This is a genomic window from Bradyrhizobium rifense, from assembly GCF_008123425.1.
Classification (GTDB): Bacteria; Pseudomonadota; Alphaproteobacteria; order Rhizobiales; family Xanthobacteraceae; genus Bradyrhizobium; species Bradyrhizobium rifense.
In genome coordinates this window covers 1-15,430 of sequence record NZ_VSSS01000021.1, presented here as the reverse complement: position 1 = coordinate 15,430, position 15,430 = coordinate 1, and the positions used below count along the sequence as shown (strand labels likewise).

Genomic DNA, 15,430 nt, shown 5'->3' with positions numbered 1-15,430 from the left:
GCTGGAGGAGACGCACTTGGCCGATACCAGCAATTGCGAATGCGCTATTGAGAAAGACGCGAGCTTGGACTCCGCGCCGTCGCTCACGGCAATTATCCTGACCTACAACGAAGAGCTGCACATAAAACGTTGCATTGGCAGTCTTAGACCCGTCGCGTCCCGCATCTATGTCGTCGATTCTTTTTCGACAGACGCCACTTTGGAGATAGCTCGGCGCGAGGGCGCCGAGGCAGTCCAGCGGAAATTCAAGAATCAAGCCGATCAATTTCAATGGGCCCTCGACAATTTGCCGATCACCACCGACTGGATCATGCGTATCGACGCAGATGAGTACGTCTCGGCAGAACTCGCCACATCGATGGCCAGAATCATTCCGCGTGCGCCTGCCTCGGTCACCGGCTTCTATGTCGACCGTCTTGTCGTATTTCTCGGACGCCCAATTCGCCACGGAGGTTTCTATCCGATGAGGGTCCTGAAAATCTGGCGAACGGGATTAGGCAGGGTGGAGCAACGCTGGATCGACGAGTATTGCGTCGTCAAGCAGGGACTCGTCGACTATTGCCCGGGCGACTTGATCGACGAGAACTTGCGCGACCTAACCTGGTGGACGGACAAGCACAACAAGTATTCGAGCCGCAGGATGATTGACCTGCTCGACCGCGATCTGAAGCTGGGACTGTCGCAGCACGCGCTGAGCGGCACTGCGTCTCGACGGCAAGTGATCTATCACACGATCAAGACAAACATATATCCGACTCTCCCTCCCTATTTTCGCGCTTTCGCGTATTACCTATACCGGTACGTGTTTCGACTGGGATTTCTCGATGGACAGCAGGGGCTCGTCTTCTGCTTCCTGCAGGCGTTTTGGAATCTTTTTCTCGTGGACGCCAAGCTATACGAAGCCCGCCGGATGATCGCCGGGACGGGAGTGGATTCATTCATCAAACATTTGCAGGACACCCAGGGGCTCGACCTCAGACCTCTTCGCTTAGAAAATGAATCCCGTCGAAGCGCCTAGAGGTGTAGCGCGCCGGTTGCCCTATCCTTTTTCCGCGCGGAGAACGAATGGTCCGATATTCGGAAGAGAGGCTTGTCGTGCAATCCACACCTCTCACAACTCGTACCTGGGTCGAGGACTGACGGGAGTGAATGAAAACGCGAGGGAGAAACAACATGAACCGTCGGGACCTGCTCATCGTGGGTGCCTCGGGCGGCGTCTTGGGTGCCGCCCGTGCGCAGTCAAAAATGCCCGAAAGCATTCAATCCCCACTAAACGTTCGTAGGTTCGGTGCGGTTGGTGATGGCGTTCACGATGATACGAACGCCTTGCAAAAAGCGATCGACTACGCCTGCAACAACAAGTTGCAACTGGCGATCCCAGGTACGCCACAGTCATATTTGATTTCCGACTCTCTGCCCATTCCACACGGCAAGCACGATTGGGCAATCACTGGAGACGCCGGACGTGTGACAATCATGCAAACCGCTGATAACAAGCCAATCTTCGAATTTTCGAGCCGTGGTAACGATTATCGCGATACGACAAATCGCGCTTTCAATATGAGAAATTTGCGAGCGGCATGGACACGCAATCAGTCCATTGCGAACAGTGAGTCAACCATGTTCCTGTTCGACGACGGTGGCTACGCGGATTTTCAAATCGACAATTGCGAGAACCACAATGGCTGCCGGCTGGTCGCAACCCGCGAAGTACAAGCACCCGGTCGCCCCCTGAACGTGTGGGGATGCGTCTTGTCGCATCTCTTCAGCGGTTACGCGGCCAGTGGCGCGGCCATTCGCCTGAGGACGAACCCGGTCGAAGGGATGCCAAACATCCTGATTTCGCACCTCTATGCGCTTCGGCAAATGGCGGAAGAGGAACTCATTCATTTGGCGGGTTGCGCAAGCGTCAACATCGACAATGTCGAGATCAACTTTGGCCGCGGACCTCAGCTCGTCTGTTGGGGTGGAACGACCGAGGTCAATGTGCGAAGCTGGCGAATGGAGCAATGCACAATAGTCGACACCCCACGCAAGGTCATTTTCGATCTGAGCGGCGACGGGCCTCGAGAGGGCACTTACCGATTCCAAGGTGTTGAGATGCGATTCACGACGATCGACAGCTCGCAGCCGCACTCCGTGTTTCACGCCAGTGCTGGCGCGCAACTGATTATCGATGGCTATCAAGAAGTTGCAACCACGCGCAAGTCTGGTGCGCTCACGGTGGCCACCACACAGGACGCGCGAATCCAGTTTCGCAGTATGGCCGATATCAATTCTCCGCACATCTTTCTGCTGGACAGCCCGCATCTGGCGGACGTCTCCTTCGCGACCACCGAAGTGCTGCGCTTTTTCAAGGACGGGCTGACTCCGGGTATGAATCACGCGCCGAACGACGCACCGAGCGTCGTCAAGGGTCAGGTCATAGGGGCTGCGGGCTGGATATGGGCGATCGAGGCCAGCTTGGACGCGGATGTGACGGCTGGACAGATCGAGCTGATGGTCTTCAAGAACGGATTGCCGATCGATTCCGGAATGATGAAGCTCGCCGTCACAAAAGGCGCTGGTGGCGCGAGGGTTGCGACCGTCATCAAGAATACCAACCATTCAGATTACCATGTACGTCCCGGGGATCGCGTCCACTTCGAGATCTCGACGGACCAACCATTTTCTGGTCCGAAGAATGCAATTTTCAATCTGATGGTTGCGAACATCTAGGGCCCTCGCCACTCCCATCAGATGGACGTTCGGATCGGCCAGTCGATAGCCAGCATCGGGATTTCGCTAGGCGAACCGCGCAAATGGAGGGAACCTTGGCACAACAAGAGCGTTTAGCACGCGGTTTGGCTCTAGCGGTTCGGCCCTAGATGTTACAACCAAACAAATCGGCAGCCCTGCCCGGCGATGTGGAACAGCAGCCTGCTGTTGCAACGTCCGAGGTCCTCACGTCCAGCACTGCATTCCTTCGCCGGAACCTAAGACTACTTGTGGCTTTTCTTGCCCTCGCGGTCGGTTCATCCGCAGTCTATCTCTTGTTCGCCACCCCGCGCTTCACCGCGGAAGCCGTCTTGTACATTGAAAAACCGCAAATCCGCCCTGTTCAGATCGACCCGGCGAACAGCGACAATTCTGTCGATTCTAAAACGGTCGACAGCCAAGTCGAGATTCTGAAGTCAGATGCGATTGCGATGTCAGTGGTCAACAATCTTCAGCTGGTGGGAAACGCAGCTTTTATTGGCACGAGGACTACAGGATTAACCGTGGAACAGGACGCCCTGCGCGTCCTGCGACGAAATCTGTCAGTGTCGCGTGTCGGCCTTTCGGCTGTTATCAAGATAAACTACACCGACTCCGATCCCCGGCAGGCCGCCCGGATTGCGAATGCCGTCGCCAACTCGTACATCGAGAATCGCATTAATGCTACAAATCAGGCCACAGAGGCTGCGACCAGTTGGTTGGAAGCTCGTCTACGCGACCTTCAGCAGAAAGCGGCCGATGCTGAAAGGCAAGTTCAGGAATTTCAAGCAAAGAATGAAATTGAAGAGCAGGCAAAGCTGAGCGAGCTTCGGGCGAACGCAAGGACATATCGAAAGCTCTACGAGAGCTTTTTACAACGGTACGCCGAAGCCGGTCAGCAGCAATCGTTGAAATTCGCGGAGGGTCAAGTCGTCAGCCCAGCTTTACCACCGGCTTTCAAGAGCAAGCCGAATGCCATTCTTCTCCTTTCGGTTGCTGCGCTCGGCGGCTTTTGCATCGGTCTTGGAATTGCGGCCTGGGCAGAGCTGTCAGATCGAACATTCCGGTCGCCCGAGCAAGTCGCGGAACTCCTAAAGACTGACTGTCTCGGCGCACTCGAATGGATTCCACGGCCGTATTTGCAACCTGCGGCCTTGCGCGCGCGGTTCAAGAACAAGATGCCGAAGTACTGGAAAAAGTCAGTCGATTCCGAACTCATGCACTCGAACGGTCACTTCTCGCATGTGTTGACAAACCCGACATCGCATTTCGCCGAAACAATCCGCGCAATCAGGCTCTCGTGCGATCTTCAGCTGCCGGACCAGCCATCGAGAATTGTCGGATTCACATCCGCACTCGACGGGGAAGGAAAGTCGACTGTCGCTGCGAATTTTGCGCAGCTCGTCTCGCGTGCGGGACGCAGAGTCCTGCTCATTGATGCGGATTTTCGAAAGAGGACGCTTTCACGCTCGATGGCGCCCCATAGCTTGAAGGGCTGGTGCGACTTGGCTCTTGGGCGCGCCGGGGCCGAGGAAGTTTTCCGGATCAGTCGCGCGACTAACATGCATTTCCTCCCTCTTCTCGAAAAGCCAGAGTCGTTCGAAACGGCCGAATTTCTGGCATCTGACGGCGTCCGCACCTTATTTGATGGACTACGACTGGAATTCGATTACGTTGTCGTGGATTTGCCTTCACTCGCGCCACGTATCGATATCCGGGCTTCAAGCACGTCCATCGATGCCTATGTCCTGGTCGTCGATTGGGGCAAAACCTCGAGCGAGACGGTGCAATGCGCTTTGGCGTCAGCCCAAGGAGTGCAGCACAAAGTACTTGGTGCAATTCTGAACAAGACTGACCTTCGCTTAATGCACCGCTATACTCCGCATCGCTACACCGAGTGCTATTTTTTGGGTGCTCCCTCGTCATTTTGACCTTCGCCGCGCGTTGTCGGCGATCCAGAACCAGTAAGTTTGGTCAAGCCCTCCAGTCGCAGCCGCACCTCAATAACGTCGCCGGGCATCAATTTAGTGTCTTCGTCGGCAGGCAAGCTGCCGGAGGCGTCGTTGTCGTTCCTGTAAACTTTGATATCCGGCTCACCACCAGCTCCGCGGACGAGCTGAGAGTGCACCATACCCGCGTAAAGCAATTTGTCGCCGACCGCCTGGAGTCGAGCCCGAACAGTGACGAGTCGAACGTCAGCCTCCTGCAGGCTTGTCAGCAGCTTGTCGCGCCTCTGGTCCTGCACCCGCTCCAATCGCCTTGCGAATTCGCTGCGCTCACGCTGCACCAAGTCTATCGACGCGGTCGTCTGAAGTACTCGGGTAGCTGAAAATAGCGACAGCCGGCGCAAGTCAGATAGCCGTGACAAGGGCACCAGCCCCTTGCTAAAACTGGCCTGGAGGTCTTTTAGCTCGGCAGCATCTGTATCCGCATTCTTCTGCTCCGTCTCTCGCTGATGCTGAAGCGTCACGATCCGCCCATCCTCTTGCTGAACGGCGTTCTCCAGATATTCTCTCTCCTTTTGATGATCAGAATTGTCGACGCTGAGCCGTTGAGCTTCGACGTCCACTATATTCGAGACTACCCCTGATGGGAGCGGCAGATCGCCTAGGTGAGGCTGCCCGAGTTCGCTCTTACCCTCGAGTTCAGATCGGAAACGCTCAGTCTGAGCGCGCAACTTGGCAAATTCCGTCCACAGTTCGTAATAGTCACCGCGGAAATCTGACGAGTCCAGAAAAGGATCTCGTCCTCTAAACCGCATTGTGTCATAGCCACCCGCTAGCGCGATGGCCTGGCGCACGGTCATTCCTGGCCGATACTGCTGTGCCCCTGGATGGGCCACGTCGCCGTTGAGATATATCGGCCGATATTCGGCCACGGTCAAAGCCACCTCATCGGGAGACACGGTGATCACCTCGTCTCGCGACACAAGACGTCCCTGCTGGTCTATCTCCCGGGGACGAAAAGCCTTGGTTGAGAGTATCGATTTCACTTGGCTACGCAATTCCGCTACGCTTAAACCCGCCGCCTTGATATCTCCGATCAATGGAAATGAAGCTTGGCCGTTCAGATCGATCATGACCCGATGCCGCAGATCCCGAATCCCGACTGCTTCGATCTCAAGCACATCGCCAGGTGCTAAAAGGTATTCGCAGCGCGCAGGGGCTGAGGCGAGCAGCACCGCTATCAGAATTAGGATTCGCCCGAGATGTGCAGCCGACACGTGCAGGAGCTTGGAGAAACTTATTTTGCTCATCCTGCCCTCCACGGAAGCTAGCGACCTGGTCTGAAACAAACGGCCCTCTCGCCCCCGAGTTCCCGTCAGGGTTCCCGAGGATTTATCTAGCATCGGGCCAGACCGACCGCTATTCGCATTCGACCAAATAGATCGTCCAGCACTCTAGGATTCAAAGCACGGCCTCCGGCCTGAGGAACGGCCCTTGGCTAGCTCCGTTGTATTGCGTACGTGGCCACATCAGACCAAGTTCGGCCTCGCGGTGATCTACTGCCGCTCAGTATATGCTGGAAGGTATATGCACTCTTCAGCGCGATTAAACGCGACGGGCGCCGGCCCTCTCGGCGCAACACTTTTGCGCATCATACTGTGCGCCCTCACGCTACTCTCCATCTTCTTGTCCATCAGTCTATCGGTCTCGGGACGTCTTTTGTTTCCCTATGTTGCAGCATTCGCAACATCTCTCGCCCTGATCTATCTCGAATCTCGGCAAATCTCGACAGGCGTGGTCTTCGCCGGGTGTCTTTTATTGACAGCAACCGTGACGTTTTTCGCCTTCTCGATTCCGCACGCTGTCGCCCCATCACGTCGCCTACTCTCACTAGCCCAGCTGTACATAGCTCTCATCACGAATTACGGCCTTTTTCTTGGTTTGTCCTCGTTGAAATCGCGCACGGTTTCGCGCCTGTTCCTGTCTATCGCGATCGTCATTCTGTTAATCGCGACACTGGAGGTCTATTTCGGGCTGAGACCGTTTGTCGACGCGGTCCGGTCGGTGATTCATCAGGACTATTACGATGACACAACGCGAGACCTGCAACTCTACGGCGCTGTGCGACCAACCGTCTTTGCTTCGGAACCTTCGCTTGTCGGCATTTTCTGGGGCTTGTCGCTATGCGGTTGGCTCCTCGCCGGCGCGGACAGGTTTGGATTCAGACGCTTTGTTGTCGCCTCAATGCTGACGGCGTCCGCGGTCTTTGTAATTCGCTCGCCCACGATATTCTATGCCGTCATCGTCTGTGTAATCGGGCTCATCGTCTACCGCTTGAGACGAAATGCCAATCCGGGCGTGCGGCTGATCAAATCGGCACTTCTGTTTGCCTGCTTCCTCGCGGTCGTTGCCTCGACCTCTTTACTCATGAATGTCGCCGACGACTTCGGAGGAGTGATCGAAGACATCGTCAAGGGAGACAGCTTCTACTCGCGCCAGATCGGTCCGTTTCGTCTTGCGTCCAGCATGGCAGATACCAGTCCTTTTCTGGGTTTCGGATTGGGAGGAGATGCAGAAATGACGCCTTACGCGATGGACGCGTTCTCACCCGTTATCGAGAACATGATAGCCGGTGCCGACGCGGCTGATGTCGATAGCATTCCGGGGATGGTCGTCAATTTCAGCGAGGGAAAGACAAGTCATCTACTCACGAACTCGTTTTGGCAATTTTGGATTTCGTTTGGCATTCTCGGCGGCGCCGTCATGGCGGCTTTCCTTGCATTTGCGCTGGCAAAATTGGGCGTTGGCGAAATTGGCTTTGTGCTGCTCGGGGCCACGCTTATGGCGCAGACCATGGGAGGCGTCGTGATCGCTACGGCGTGGACGCCGCTGTTTGTCATCGCCGCCCTTACGATTGGCTGGACGAAAGCTCGCGGTGTACGCACCCAGTTGAGTCCCAGCACTTCTCCACGCCCTGCAACCGGACGAGCGCTAGCAACAAATCGGCAATTTGGGATGTGATGATTGGGAGCGCACATGCAGAAAGACGCCGCTACGGAGACGACGGACCGCATTGGGCATGCTGGCCTTTGTCGGCCGCTTCGACTCGCTTTCCTTTGGGCATACTGGACCGGTTATATCGACGCGACCGTGCAATACCTTCGGTCCGAGCATCACGTGGTCGTCTTTCGTGCACGTCAGCAGGGACATCTCGGCAGTCTGAATGATCAATACAGATTTGCCGAGGAGAGCTTCGGGCCGGTTGATGCTGAACTGACCTACGGCGCTGAAATTGACGTCGACGCTCTCGATCGCGCCCTGCGTGAATTCGAGCCGGATGGCATCATTGTTCTGTCGTGGCGGAGGGGCGCCTATCGCCATTTGATGAAGCGGTGGGCCGGCAGGGCCGTGCGCATCGCGTGTCTCGACAGCCAATGGCGCGGCCATATCAGAACTCTGGGGAGCAGTAGCGATTTTTCCCTTCTCCTCAAGCAGTGGGGAGGACGAGCCTTGCGGCAACATTTCTTCCATTCGCTGTTTGAGGGCGCCCTCCTGTGCGGCCCCAAGTATGTCGACGGTCAAGGAGGTCCTGCGGCGCGGCGAACCAGACAGATGAACTTCGCCCTCAAAATGGGCTTTCGTCCGGACGACATTTGTGAGGGCTTTGCTGTGTGTGATTGGCACCAGTTGGCGCCCCGATGGCATCTTTCTAGCGGTCACGAACGAAGGAAATTCCTATTTGTGGGACGTTATGCACCTGTGAAGGGCGTTTCCATCCTGGTCGAGGCGTATCGATTGTACGCCCGCGATACCCCAGAAGCCTGGCCTCTGGTTGTCGCCGGTGATGGGCCGCTCAAACATCTTTTCTTTGGAGTTCCTGGAATCCAGGACATTGGATTCGTCCAGGCGAACCAACTGCAAGGGGTGCTGGCGCAAGCAGCGTGCCTCGTTCTGCCAAGCATTTTGGAACCGTGGGGTGTCGTGATCCAGGAGGCGACTGCGGCTGGCCTCGGAGTAATCTGCAGCGATGAGTGCGGGGCCGGAGACGTCTTCGTGCAGCACGATGTCAACGGATTCATCGTTCCGACCGGTAAGGTCGATGCGCTCGCGGGCGCCATGAGGACGTTTTCCCAATCCAAGGAGTTCCTCGAGCGCGTTCCGAACGCGAGCATTGAGATGTCGAAACGATTGCTACCTTCGAGCTTTGTTCAAACCGTTATTCCATTTGTCCAAGCAAAACGGCAATTGGTCTCATGAGGTCGCATAATCGCTAACGAGCTCGCAACGCGACTCATCTTGCACTTGGACGAGACTCCCATATTCCGCACGACTATCCCGGACCCGTCATTTTGCGATCAGGTACTGACCGGGGGACAAATTGCGTTGCCCTGAACGAAGCAGCACGTCAACCGCCTCGGCAGGCTTGGACATCGTCGATCGCCTTCGCGAGACCCTCGGTCTGAAACGGCTTCTGCAGCGCAGGATGATTTTCTCAAATGCGACTTGAGGTCGCTCGCCGCCGACAGCTGGTGCAGGATCTCGCCGATCGTCAAGGGCAAGCCAGGCGTTTCCGCGACATAGCCGCCAACCGCCACAAAGGCCGAACGGGCCGCCTCGAACCAGAACGGATCGCCGCGGCTTTCGGCCGGAAACAGCATCACCGCGATGCGCTGCAGATCGTCATAGAGATCGCCGGGATCGCCGCGGACATAGCCCAGCGGATTATAACGCGGGGTGCGACCGTTCTCCTCGAGCGGATCGAACAGATGGACCTGTTGCCCATGGGCTGAGCGAAATCCCGCCGAGCGATCCCAGTTCTCCTTCTTCACATCCAGCACGACAACTGAATCCGGCCAATTGAGCAGGTTCGGGATGACATAGCCGACGCCCTTGCCGGCGCGAGTTGGGGCGTAGACCAGGACATGTTCCGATCCGCCAAAGCAGAGCAGTTTGCCGTCTTTGCGGCCGAGCAGCACACCCTCCTTGGATCGCAGGCCGGCGGCCTTGATCTCGCGCTCGGAAGCGAAGCGGGCGCTGCCGTGAAGCGGCAGAGGACGCTGCCGGAGGATAGCGCCGAGCAGGCCAAAGACCACGATCACCCCCGCTAGGGTTGAAAGCGTCAGCCACCGGTCAAAGCGAGGGTCAGTGCCGTATCGGGGCCATGCGGTGGCGATCTCTGACCAGTGTAGGCCACCATCGTGATGCCGGAGCCCGAGCAGCAGAACGTTTGAGGCGACCAGCAGAAACACCCCAATGGCGCCGATAGCAAGCGCACTACCGAGCGCGAACCTAGTGGGCGTGGTCGCGTTTGCGAACGGGTCATAGTAGATTTCCGAGATGCGGTAGCGGCCGTCGCGCTTCTGCATTTGGACCACGACGTCGACCAGAAGCAGCAGGAGCGAACGGATATCGTCGCGATGAAGATCACGCCCTTCCGCGCTTTCCTTCACCAACAAGGTCAGTTGCTCGAAGGCGAGCCGGGCGCTGTCGGCATGGACTGTTGTGATGGACCCCGGATGTCCAGAGTTCACATTCCGCAAATAGAAGAACGCCGTCCCATCCCGCAGCTCCTGCAGCAGGATACGATCCGGCCGCATCCGCAGGCAGGACTCAAGAAGCTCGCGCGGTCCAATTTTGGCGACGCCCTGCCCGTCCTTGGCATAGAGCAGCCGCACGCAATTCTGATGGGGGATGACAAGCTCGGCGGTATCCTCGATCGTAATGAGCCGCTCGTGCGGCGGGATGGCCGCGATCAGTGCCTTGGACAGGGTGGTCTTGCCGGAGCCGGTTGCGCCAGAAATGAGAATGTTGCGACGAGCTCGCACGGCCAGATCGAGGAACTCGCGCCATGTGCCGGCTTCCTTTAGGGCAAGCAAGCGATGCTCGTCAGGGCTGAGCTCATGAGGGATCAGGCATCGATGATGGCCAAGATCGCGCACGATGTTCGTCGGGCCACGGAACACACCGAGTCGCCACTCGCCACGATCTCTGCGACGATCCGCGCCTTGTCCTCGTCGCTCCACTTCCGCCGACGACCGGCTCCGGTGAAGACCTCAAGCCGCCGCACCGGCTCCGCGATAGCACTATGCACTGTGTCCATTCTAAGCCTAACGGTCCGAACAAACCGCAGACTCGCAGATCACCCCGTCATCCGGTAGGTGGCCGCTGAACAGCGCTTACGCAGATTCGGTAAGTTGCGAAACGAATTGCCGCCGTTAGTTCAACGGGCCGAGTTCGGCGCCGATTAACACTCCTGGCAAGATCTGCTTGCATAGGAACTATCCATTTTCCGAGCAGTCTTGCATTTTGCTGGCTCGCCGCCGAGTTGGCAGAGCGGCTCCGGCGTACCCCCGTCCCCAAGCCTGGCCGGAGCCGCTCTCTGCTCCCGAGGATGTATTGATCGCCATGAAATTCTGCGGACGATGTGACAGCTGCCGCTGGGTTTGCGAGAACCACCCGGAGCGCCCTTGGCTCGGTGGGCGGGCTTGCGATTGCGGCGGCGCCGGCGCGCCATGTCCGGTCTGCAATCGCATCGACGCCGACGACCTCGACGATGTTCCCCGGATGCCCGGCGGCTTCGTTGCCGGTGTCGTTCGGAAAAAGCCCGATTAGTCGGATTGCCGCAGACCCGGAGAGTTCAGCCAATCACCTAGGTGCGCACCGGTCTCGACAATCCTTGCTCGCTTGAGCAGCGCTTCACGTTCGGCCCCCGCTGGTAACTGATCGGCCATCGCTTTAAGCTTGGCGGCCTGTTCGGCCATTCGCTCTTCCAGCGAACGCGTCTGCTTCACTCTGCGGCGCATGCCGCCCTCCTTGGAGCCGTTTCAAAAACGACCTGCCAACCGTGTCCGGCGCGCTTGGTTCCTAAGTTTGAACTCAGTCTTGATCTTGGCGCTTCCGGCTGGCAGCCAGTGTCCGTTGAGCTTTGGTTGCCATGATCATCCAGTCTTCCGCGAGCTCAAGCCACGCCGCCTTGTCGACCTCGCGCGTCGCCTTCCGTGCCTCATTGAGGCAAGTCTCGGCTTGTTGCAAATATCTCGCAAAATCAGCTTCGCTCATCACGGTTGGAATGCAGTGACGCGCACATGGTGCCAAAAAAAAGCGAGGCCATGATGCGATCGAGGAGCGCGCACAAGCCTCCGCCGCCGACCTGCTACCAGTCAACAACGACCGCATCCATATTGAGAAGAGCAATTACCGTTCATTTTCCAGATCAAGGGAAGCGGCGCTGAGTTCGGCGCCGGCACCCACACGCGATCGAGCAGGGTTGGCTCGGCTCGAACTGCATGTGAGCTTAACCCTACCTCTCAAGCTTAATTTGGGAGTTCGGTTGCGATGACCCGTGATCTGGCTACGGTGTATTTCACGGACACTGGCCCCAATTGCAATTCCCCGTCCGGGCCTACCCGAAGGATACGGCCGGGCGAGCGATCATATTCCGCTCGGCGGCTCGGTTTATCTGGTTGGAGTTTTTAAAAGTGTGGCCCTACGGCTTCGCGGCGTTGTGCATTGTTAGTTTGATTGTCGGCGCTATCGCCCTCATCATTTTCACTTTCGATTTTCCCGATGAACCACGGCCGTAGCACTGTTTTGACCGAGAGTGCTCAGACTTCGGAAAGGGCTGGCTCGAGACGCACGAGAGCGGCACTTATGTGCAGCTATCGCCGTCAGGCGCCGACTTATTAGTAAGCATAAAATCTTGCCAAGCATCAGTGAAAGAGGCCGCCAACTGAGGCGGCCTTTATTCTCTGTCTTGAGCAAAATCGAACAGGCGGATTGTGGATGCGGTTCTAGTGTGAGGGATGGCCCGGAAAGCAGACGCCCTAACCGCAGAAGAGTTCGCTTCGCTGCTTGTGGTTGGCAATGTGCCACCAAACGGCCGCGCGCCCATAATCCCCGCCGCACACATTGCTTTGGGCTACATGGTCTTTCTATCGGGTAGGCTGCGAATCACAAACGGCCGCGTTCGGATATACGCGGAGCAACCGCGGCTGGCTGAGACTTAGTGCCTGCTGATCGGCTCAAATCTATCGAGCCTGGTCGCGCCTTCCCAAAGCTCAATCGCGTGCCCGTCTACAAGCAATTTGGCTCGCTCCCGAGCCTCCGCCTCGTCCTGCACCTCAGGTCGATTCGAAGCGTTATGTGCCCACCGCTATCGAAGATATATGGTAAGCGCGATTTTCTTCGCACGCCGGCGGTTTTGATGGATTGCCCTGGTATCGCGCGATACCGGGCCGTTCAGGCAGTGGCGGCTTTGTGGAAGTTGAAGGGCAGCAGGTCTGTAATATCGGCGTCGCCGGCGCGCTGAGGCAATTCGGTGAGGACGTGGCGCAACCACGCTAACGGCTCGACACGTGAGGCGCGGCAGGACAGCATCAGGCTATAGACGACGGCACTGGCCTTGGCTCCGTCCACAGTATCGCTGAACAACCAACTCTTCCTGCCAGTTGCAAAAACCCTGATGTCGCGCTCCAGAAGATTGTTGTCAATCGGCATGCTGCCGTCCCCGGTGTAGCGCGTCAGATATTCCCATTGGTTCTGGGTGTAGGATACGGCATCGCCGAGCTTGCTGTCAGGCAAGACCTTCGGGGCCATGTCATCGAGCCATACTTTGAGAGCATTGAGGATGGGGACACTATGTTGCTGGCGGAAGCGGCGAATGCAGTCGGCCTGTGTTTCACCCATCTCCGGTGTTCCGTCCCGCGCCTGCCTTTCAACCCGGTAGAGCTGTTCAAAGAACCGCAGCGCTTGCTCGGGCGGACCGCCGCCCTTCTTCCTGGCTTTGAGGGCATCGACAAAGCGCCGCCGGGAGTGGGCCATGCATCCAATGTGGGTGGCCCCTTCCAGCGTGCGCCATGCGGTATAGCCGTCACTCATCACAATGCCACGGTAATCGCCGAGGAAGGCTTGCGGGTGGATTTGGCCGCGGCCTGGCTGATAATCCAGAAGAACGATCGGCTCGTGGCTGCCCTTGCCGCTACGATAAGCCCACATGTACGATGTGCTGGTGGCCTTTTTGTCCTTCTCCTTGAGGACCTGAACCGTCGTCTCGTCGCCATGGATGAGAGGTTGTGATCTGAGCCGCAGCTTCAGGGCGTCGTAGATGCGACGCAGATGCTTCTCGCTCGAGCCAATCACCCAGTGGCCCAAAGCGCCGCGGCTGACAGGAACACCTGCACGTTCGAAGGCCTGCGCCAGGCGGTAGAGCGGCGTGCCATCGACATATTTGTGAACCAGCGCGAACGCCAGCGTCGAGGGCGTGGCAACGCTGCCCGGCAACGGTTGCGTCGGCATCGGCGCGGTCACAACACGGGCGTGGATCCCGGTGCGATCGCAATGGCGGCACGCATATTTGAAGCGCACATTCTGTAAAACCTTCGCCTTCACCTCGATATGAAGTTGCTCGGTGACAGCCTCGCCCATGCGATGCATCTGGCCACGGCAGCAAGGACACGCCTTCTGATCGTCGGACAGGTCATACTCGACGCGCTCACGAGGTAGGTTCCCCGGCAGCGGCCTCCGGCCGCGCTTCTTTCCCGTTGTGTTTTCGACGGGCGGCAAGCCCGTGTCCGGAAGTTCGGCGATATTGTTCGTTTCACTGCCGGCGTCATCCTCATCGGAGGCATGCTCGGCTTCATTGAAGAGACGATCAACATGCTTTTCGCTGCGCGGCGCAAAACGATGCAGGCGTGCCAGCGCCAGTTCTTCCTCGAGCTTGGCGACGCGGTCGGCGAGTTGATGGTTCTCCGCCTGCAGCGCAGCAATGCGTGCCAACAGCACTTCAACACTCGGATCGCCGGTTCGATTCATCGGATTCTTGAATCTGAACGTACCGACGCGTCAACCGCTCAACTCGAGAGCTCAGCCGGCAACCTGATATTGCCGCACCGGATGGCGGACCATCGCATCGATATCGATGCCGTCAAGGATCCAGTGCAATTGCTCCGTCGTCAGCGTGACGATCGCCTCCTGGCGGCGCGGCCATCGGAACCTGTCCTCGGTCAGCCGCTTCAGGACCAGTACAAAGCCGGACCGATCGAAGAACAGAAGCTTCATCCGGTCGCAACGGCGATTGCAGAACGCAAAAACCGCCGGAGTGAATGGATCGAGCGCCATCGTCTCCTGGACCAGGACCGCAAGGCTGTTGATGCCAGCCCGGAAGTCGATCGGCTCACGGTGCAGATAGACCTGCAGGTCACCGCCCAGTCTAAACATCGCCCAGCGCTCCGATAATCGCCGTTAATGCATCCACATCGCCGCATTCCAGCGCGAGCTTCACGCCGTTCGGCAGCGACACGCTCACTTTGGCCGGAGAACAAAAAGCTGGAGTCCCTTTGGGTTTCGAACCACGCACTTCATCGCAAGCCGGCAAATCAACCGTCGCCACGCTGTCTTTTCGCGACAGGTCCCGCTCGGCCTTCCCCTCAAGCTGAACCGGGATGAACGCCGGGCGTGAGGACGGCGGCAGCGACCTGGTCGCGCTGTGCTTCTTGATCCACTTCCGAAGGAGGTTCGCGTTGACCCCATGTTCGAGTGCAAGCCTCGATACCGAAACCCCAGGCTCGAGGCAGGCCGTGACAAGACGCTCTTTCGATGCCGCCTCGTAGCGCCGGCGACCGTTCCGGCCGACAAGCCTGACCCGCAGTTTCTGATCATCGTCGCTCATCACAAGGTGTCCACCTATTTTGGTGGACACCTCATGCATCAGGGCACTCAAAAGCAAAAGGTGCGGAGAAATTAGCGCTTAC

13 protein-coding genes and 1 pseudogene are annotated in these 15,430 nt (G+C 57.8%); 5 read left to right on the top strand and 9 right to left on the bottom strand.

The window, feature by feature from the left end:
- Positions 1 to 16 precede the first annotated feature (16 nt).
- From FXB40_RS12375 to FXB40_RS12365, 3 genes are all read left to right on the top strand, one after another.
- Positions 17 to 1,018 carry a glycosyltransferase family 2 protein gene (locus FXB40_RS12375; protein ID WP_210352158.1) on the top strand — a complete coding sequence of 334 codons (1,002 nt, stop codon included), beginning with the start codon at positions 17 to 19 and terminating at the stop codon, positions 1,016 to 1,018.
- A gap of 155 nt (positions 1,019 to 1,173) precedes the next feature.
- Complete coding sequence (locus FXB40_RS12370) at positions 1,174 to 2,718, top strand: glycosyl hydrolase family 28-related protein (protein ID WP_187436832.1); 1,545 nt, start codon at positions 1,174 to 1,176, stop codon at positions 2,716 to 2,718.
- Between the two features lie 149 nt (positions 2,719 to 2,867).
- Complete coding sequence (locus FXB40_RS12365) at positions 2,868 to 4,667, top strand: Wzz/FepE/Etk N-terminal domain-containing protein (protein WP_148772478.1); 1,800 nt, start codon at positions 2,868 to 2,870, stop codon at positions 4,665 to 4,667.
- On the opposite strand, the gene FXB40_RS12360 is transcribed toward FXB40_RS12365, so the two are convergent.
- Positions 4,637 to 5,992 carry a polysaccharide biosynthesis/export family protein gene (locus FXB40_RS12360; RefSeq protein ID WP_187436831.1) on the bottom strand — a complete coding sequence of 452 codons (1,356 nt, stop codon included), beginning with the start codon at positions 5,990 to 5,992 and terminating at the stop codon, positions 4,637 to 4,639. The genes FXB40_RS12365 and FXB40_RS12360 overlap by 31 nt on opposite strands.
- 409 nt (positions 5,993 to 6,401) lie before the next feature.
- Between FXB40_RS12360 and FXB40_RS12355 the strand changes: the two genes are divergently transcribed.
- The gene (locus FXB40_RS12355; protein WP_148772476.1) at positions 6,402 to 7,703 is read left to right on the top strand and encodes a hypothetical protein; all 1,302 of its coding nucleotides are present in this window, start codon (positions 6,402 to 6,404) and stop codon (positions 7,701 to 7,703) included.
- 15 nt (positions 7,704 to 7,718) lie between these two features.
- Positions 7,719 to 8,939: a glycosyltransferase gene (locus FXB40_RS12350; RefSeq protein ID WP_148772475.1), complete on the top strand. Its 1,221-nt coding sequence runs from the start codon at positions 7,719 to 7,721 to the stop codon at positions 8,937 to 8,939.
- A gap of 98 nt (positions 8,940 to 9,037) precedes the next feature.
- On the opposite strand, the gene FXB40_RS49105 is transcribed toward FXB40_RS12350, so the two are convergent.
- The 8 genes and pseudogenes from FXB40_RS49105 to tnpA form a co-directional block, all read right to left on the bottom strand.
- Entirely contained in the window at positions 9,038 to 9,775 is a 738-nt protein-coding gene (locus FXB40_RS49105) for a type IV secretory system conjugative DNA transfer family protein (RefSeq protein ID WP_283812901.1), read from the bottom strand.
- 196 nt (positions 9,776 to 9,971) lie between these two features.
- Positions 9,972 to 10,582: pseudogene (gene virB11 / locus FXB40_RS49100) on the bottom strand (P-type DNA transfer ATPase VirB11); the annotation flags it as partial.
- 8 nt (positions 10,583 to 10,590) lie between these two features.
- Positions 10,591 to 10,782, bottom strand: coding sequence for a transposase (locus tag FXB40_RS12340; protein WP_246207566.1), 192 nt, complete (start codon positions 10,780 to 10,782; stop codon positions 10,591 to 10,593).
- Between the two features lie 508 nt (positions 10,783 to 11,290).
- Positions 11,291 to 11,485 (bottom strand): hypothetical protein, encoded by a 195-nt coding sequence (locus FXB40_RS12330; RefSeq protein ID WP_148772473.1) that lies wholly within the window; start codon positions 11,483 to 11,485, stop codon positions 11,291 to 11,293.
- A gap of 73 nt (positions 11,486 to 11,558) precedes the next feature.
- Positions 11,559 to 11,741 carry a hypothetical protein gene (locus FXB40_RS12325; protein ID WP_148772472.1) on the bottom strand — a complete coding sequence of 61 codons (183 nt, stop codon included), beginning with the start codon at positions 11,739 to 11,741 and terminating at the stop codon, positions 11,559 to 11,561.
- 1,179 nt (positions 11,742 to 12,920) lie between these two features.
- Positions 12,921 to 14,492, bottom strand: a complete 1,572-nt coding sequence (tnpC, locus tag FXB40_RS12310) for an IS66 family transposase (protein WP_148772470.1) — start codon at positions 14,490 to 14,492, stop codon at positions 12,921 to 12,923.
- Positions 14,493 to 14,543: 51 nt separating this feature from the next.
- Positions 14,544 to 14,897 (bottom strand): IS66 family insertion sequence element accessory protein TnpB, encoded by a 354-nt coding sequence (tnpB, locus tag FXB40_RS12305; RefSeq protein ID WP_027515864.1) that lies wholly within the window; start codon positions 14,895 to 14,897, stop codon positions 14,544 to 14,546.
- Complete coding sequence (gene tnpA, locus FXB40_RS12300; RefSeq protein ID WP_027515863.1) at positions 14,890 to 15,348, bottom strand: IS66-like element accessory protein TnpA; 459 nt, start codon at positions 15,346 to 15,348, stop codon at positions 14,890 to 14,892. The genes tnpB and tnpA overlap by 8 nt, the downstream gene beginning before the upstream one ends.
- Positions 15,349 to 15,430 lie beyond the last annotated feature (82 nt).

What these genes read in the sequence shown, in the direction of transcription:
- FXB40_RS12325 (WP_148772472.1), bottom strand. Translation starts at nt 11,741, where the DNA reads ATGAGCGAAGCTGATTTTGCGAGATATTTGCAACAAGCCGAGACTTGC.
- FXB40_RS12370 (WP_187436832.1), top strand. Translation starts at nt 1,174, where the DNA reads ATGAACCGTCGGGACCTGCTCATCGTGGGTGCCTCGGGCGGCGTCTTG.
- FXB40_RS12365 (WP_148772478.1), top strand. Translation starts at nt 2,868, where the DNA reads ATGTTACAACCAAACAAATCGGCAGCCCTGCCCGGCGATGTGGAACAG.
- tnpA (WP_027515863.1), bottom strand. Translation starts at nt 15,348, where the DNA reads ATGAGCGACGATGATCAGAAACTGCGGGTCAGGCTTGTCGGCCGGAAC.
- FXB40_RS12340 (WP_246207566.1), bottom strand. Translation starts at nt 10,782, where the DNA reads ATGGACACAGTGCATAGTGCTATCGCGGAGCCGGTGCGGCGGCTTGAG.
- FXB40_RS12330 (WP_148772473.1), bottom strand. Translation starts at nt 11,485, where the DNA reads ATGCGCCGCAGAGTGAAGCAGACGCGTTCGCTGGAAGAGCGAATGGCC.
- FXB40_RS12360 (WP_187436831.1), bottom strand. Translation starts at nt 5,992, where the DNA reads ATGAGCAAAATAAGTTTCTCCAAGCTCCTGCACGTGTCGGCTGCACAT.
- FXB40_RS12350 (WP_148772475.1), top strand. Translation starts at nt 7,719, where the DNA reads ATGCAGAAAGACGCCGCTACGGAGACGACGGACCGCATTGGGCATGCT.
- tnpB (WP_027515864.1), bottom strand. Translation starts at nt 14,897, where the DNA reads ATGTTTAGACTGGGCGGTGACCTGCAGGTCTATCTGCACCGTGAGCCG.
- tnpC (WP_148772470.1), bottom strand. Translation starts at nt 14,492, where the DNA reads ATGAATCGAACCGGCGATCCGAGTGTTGAAGTGCTGTTGGCACGCATT.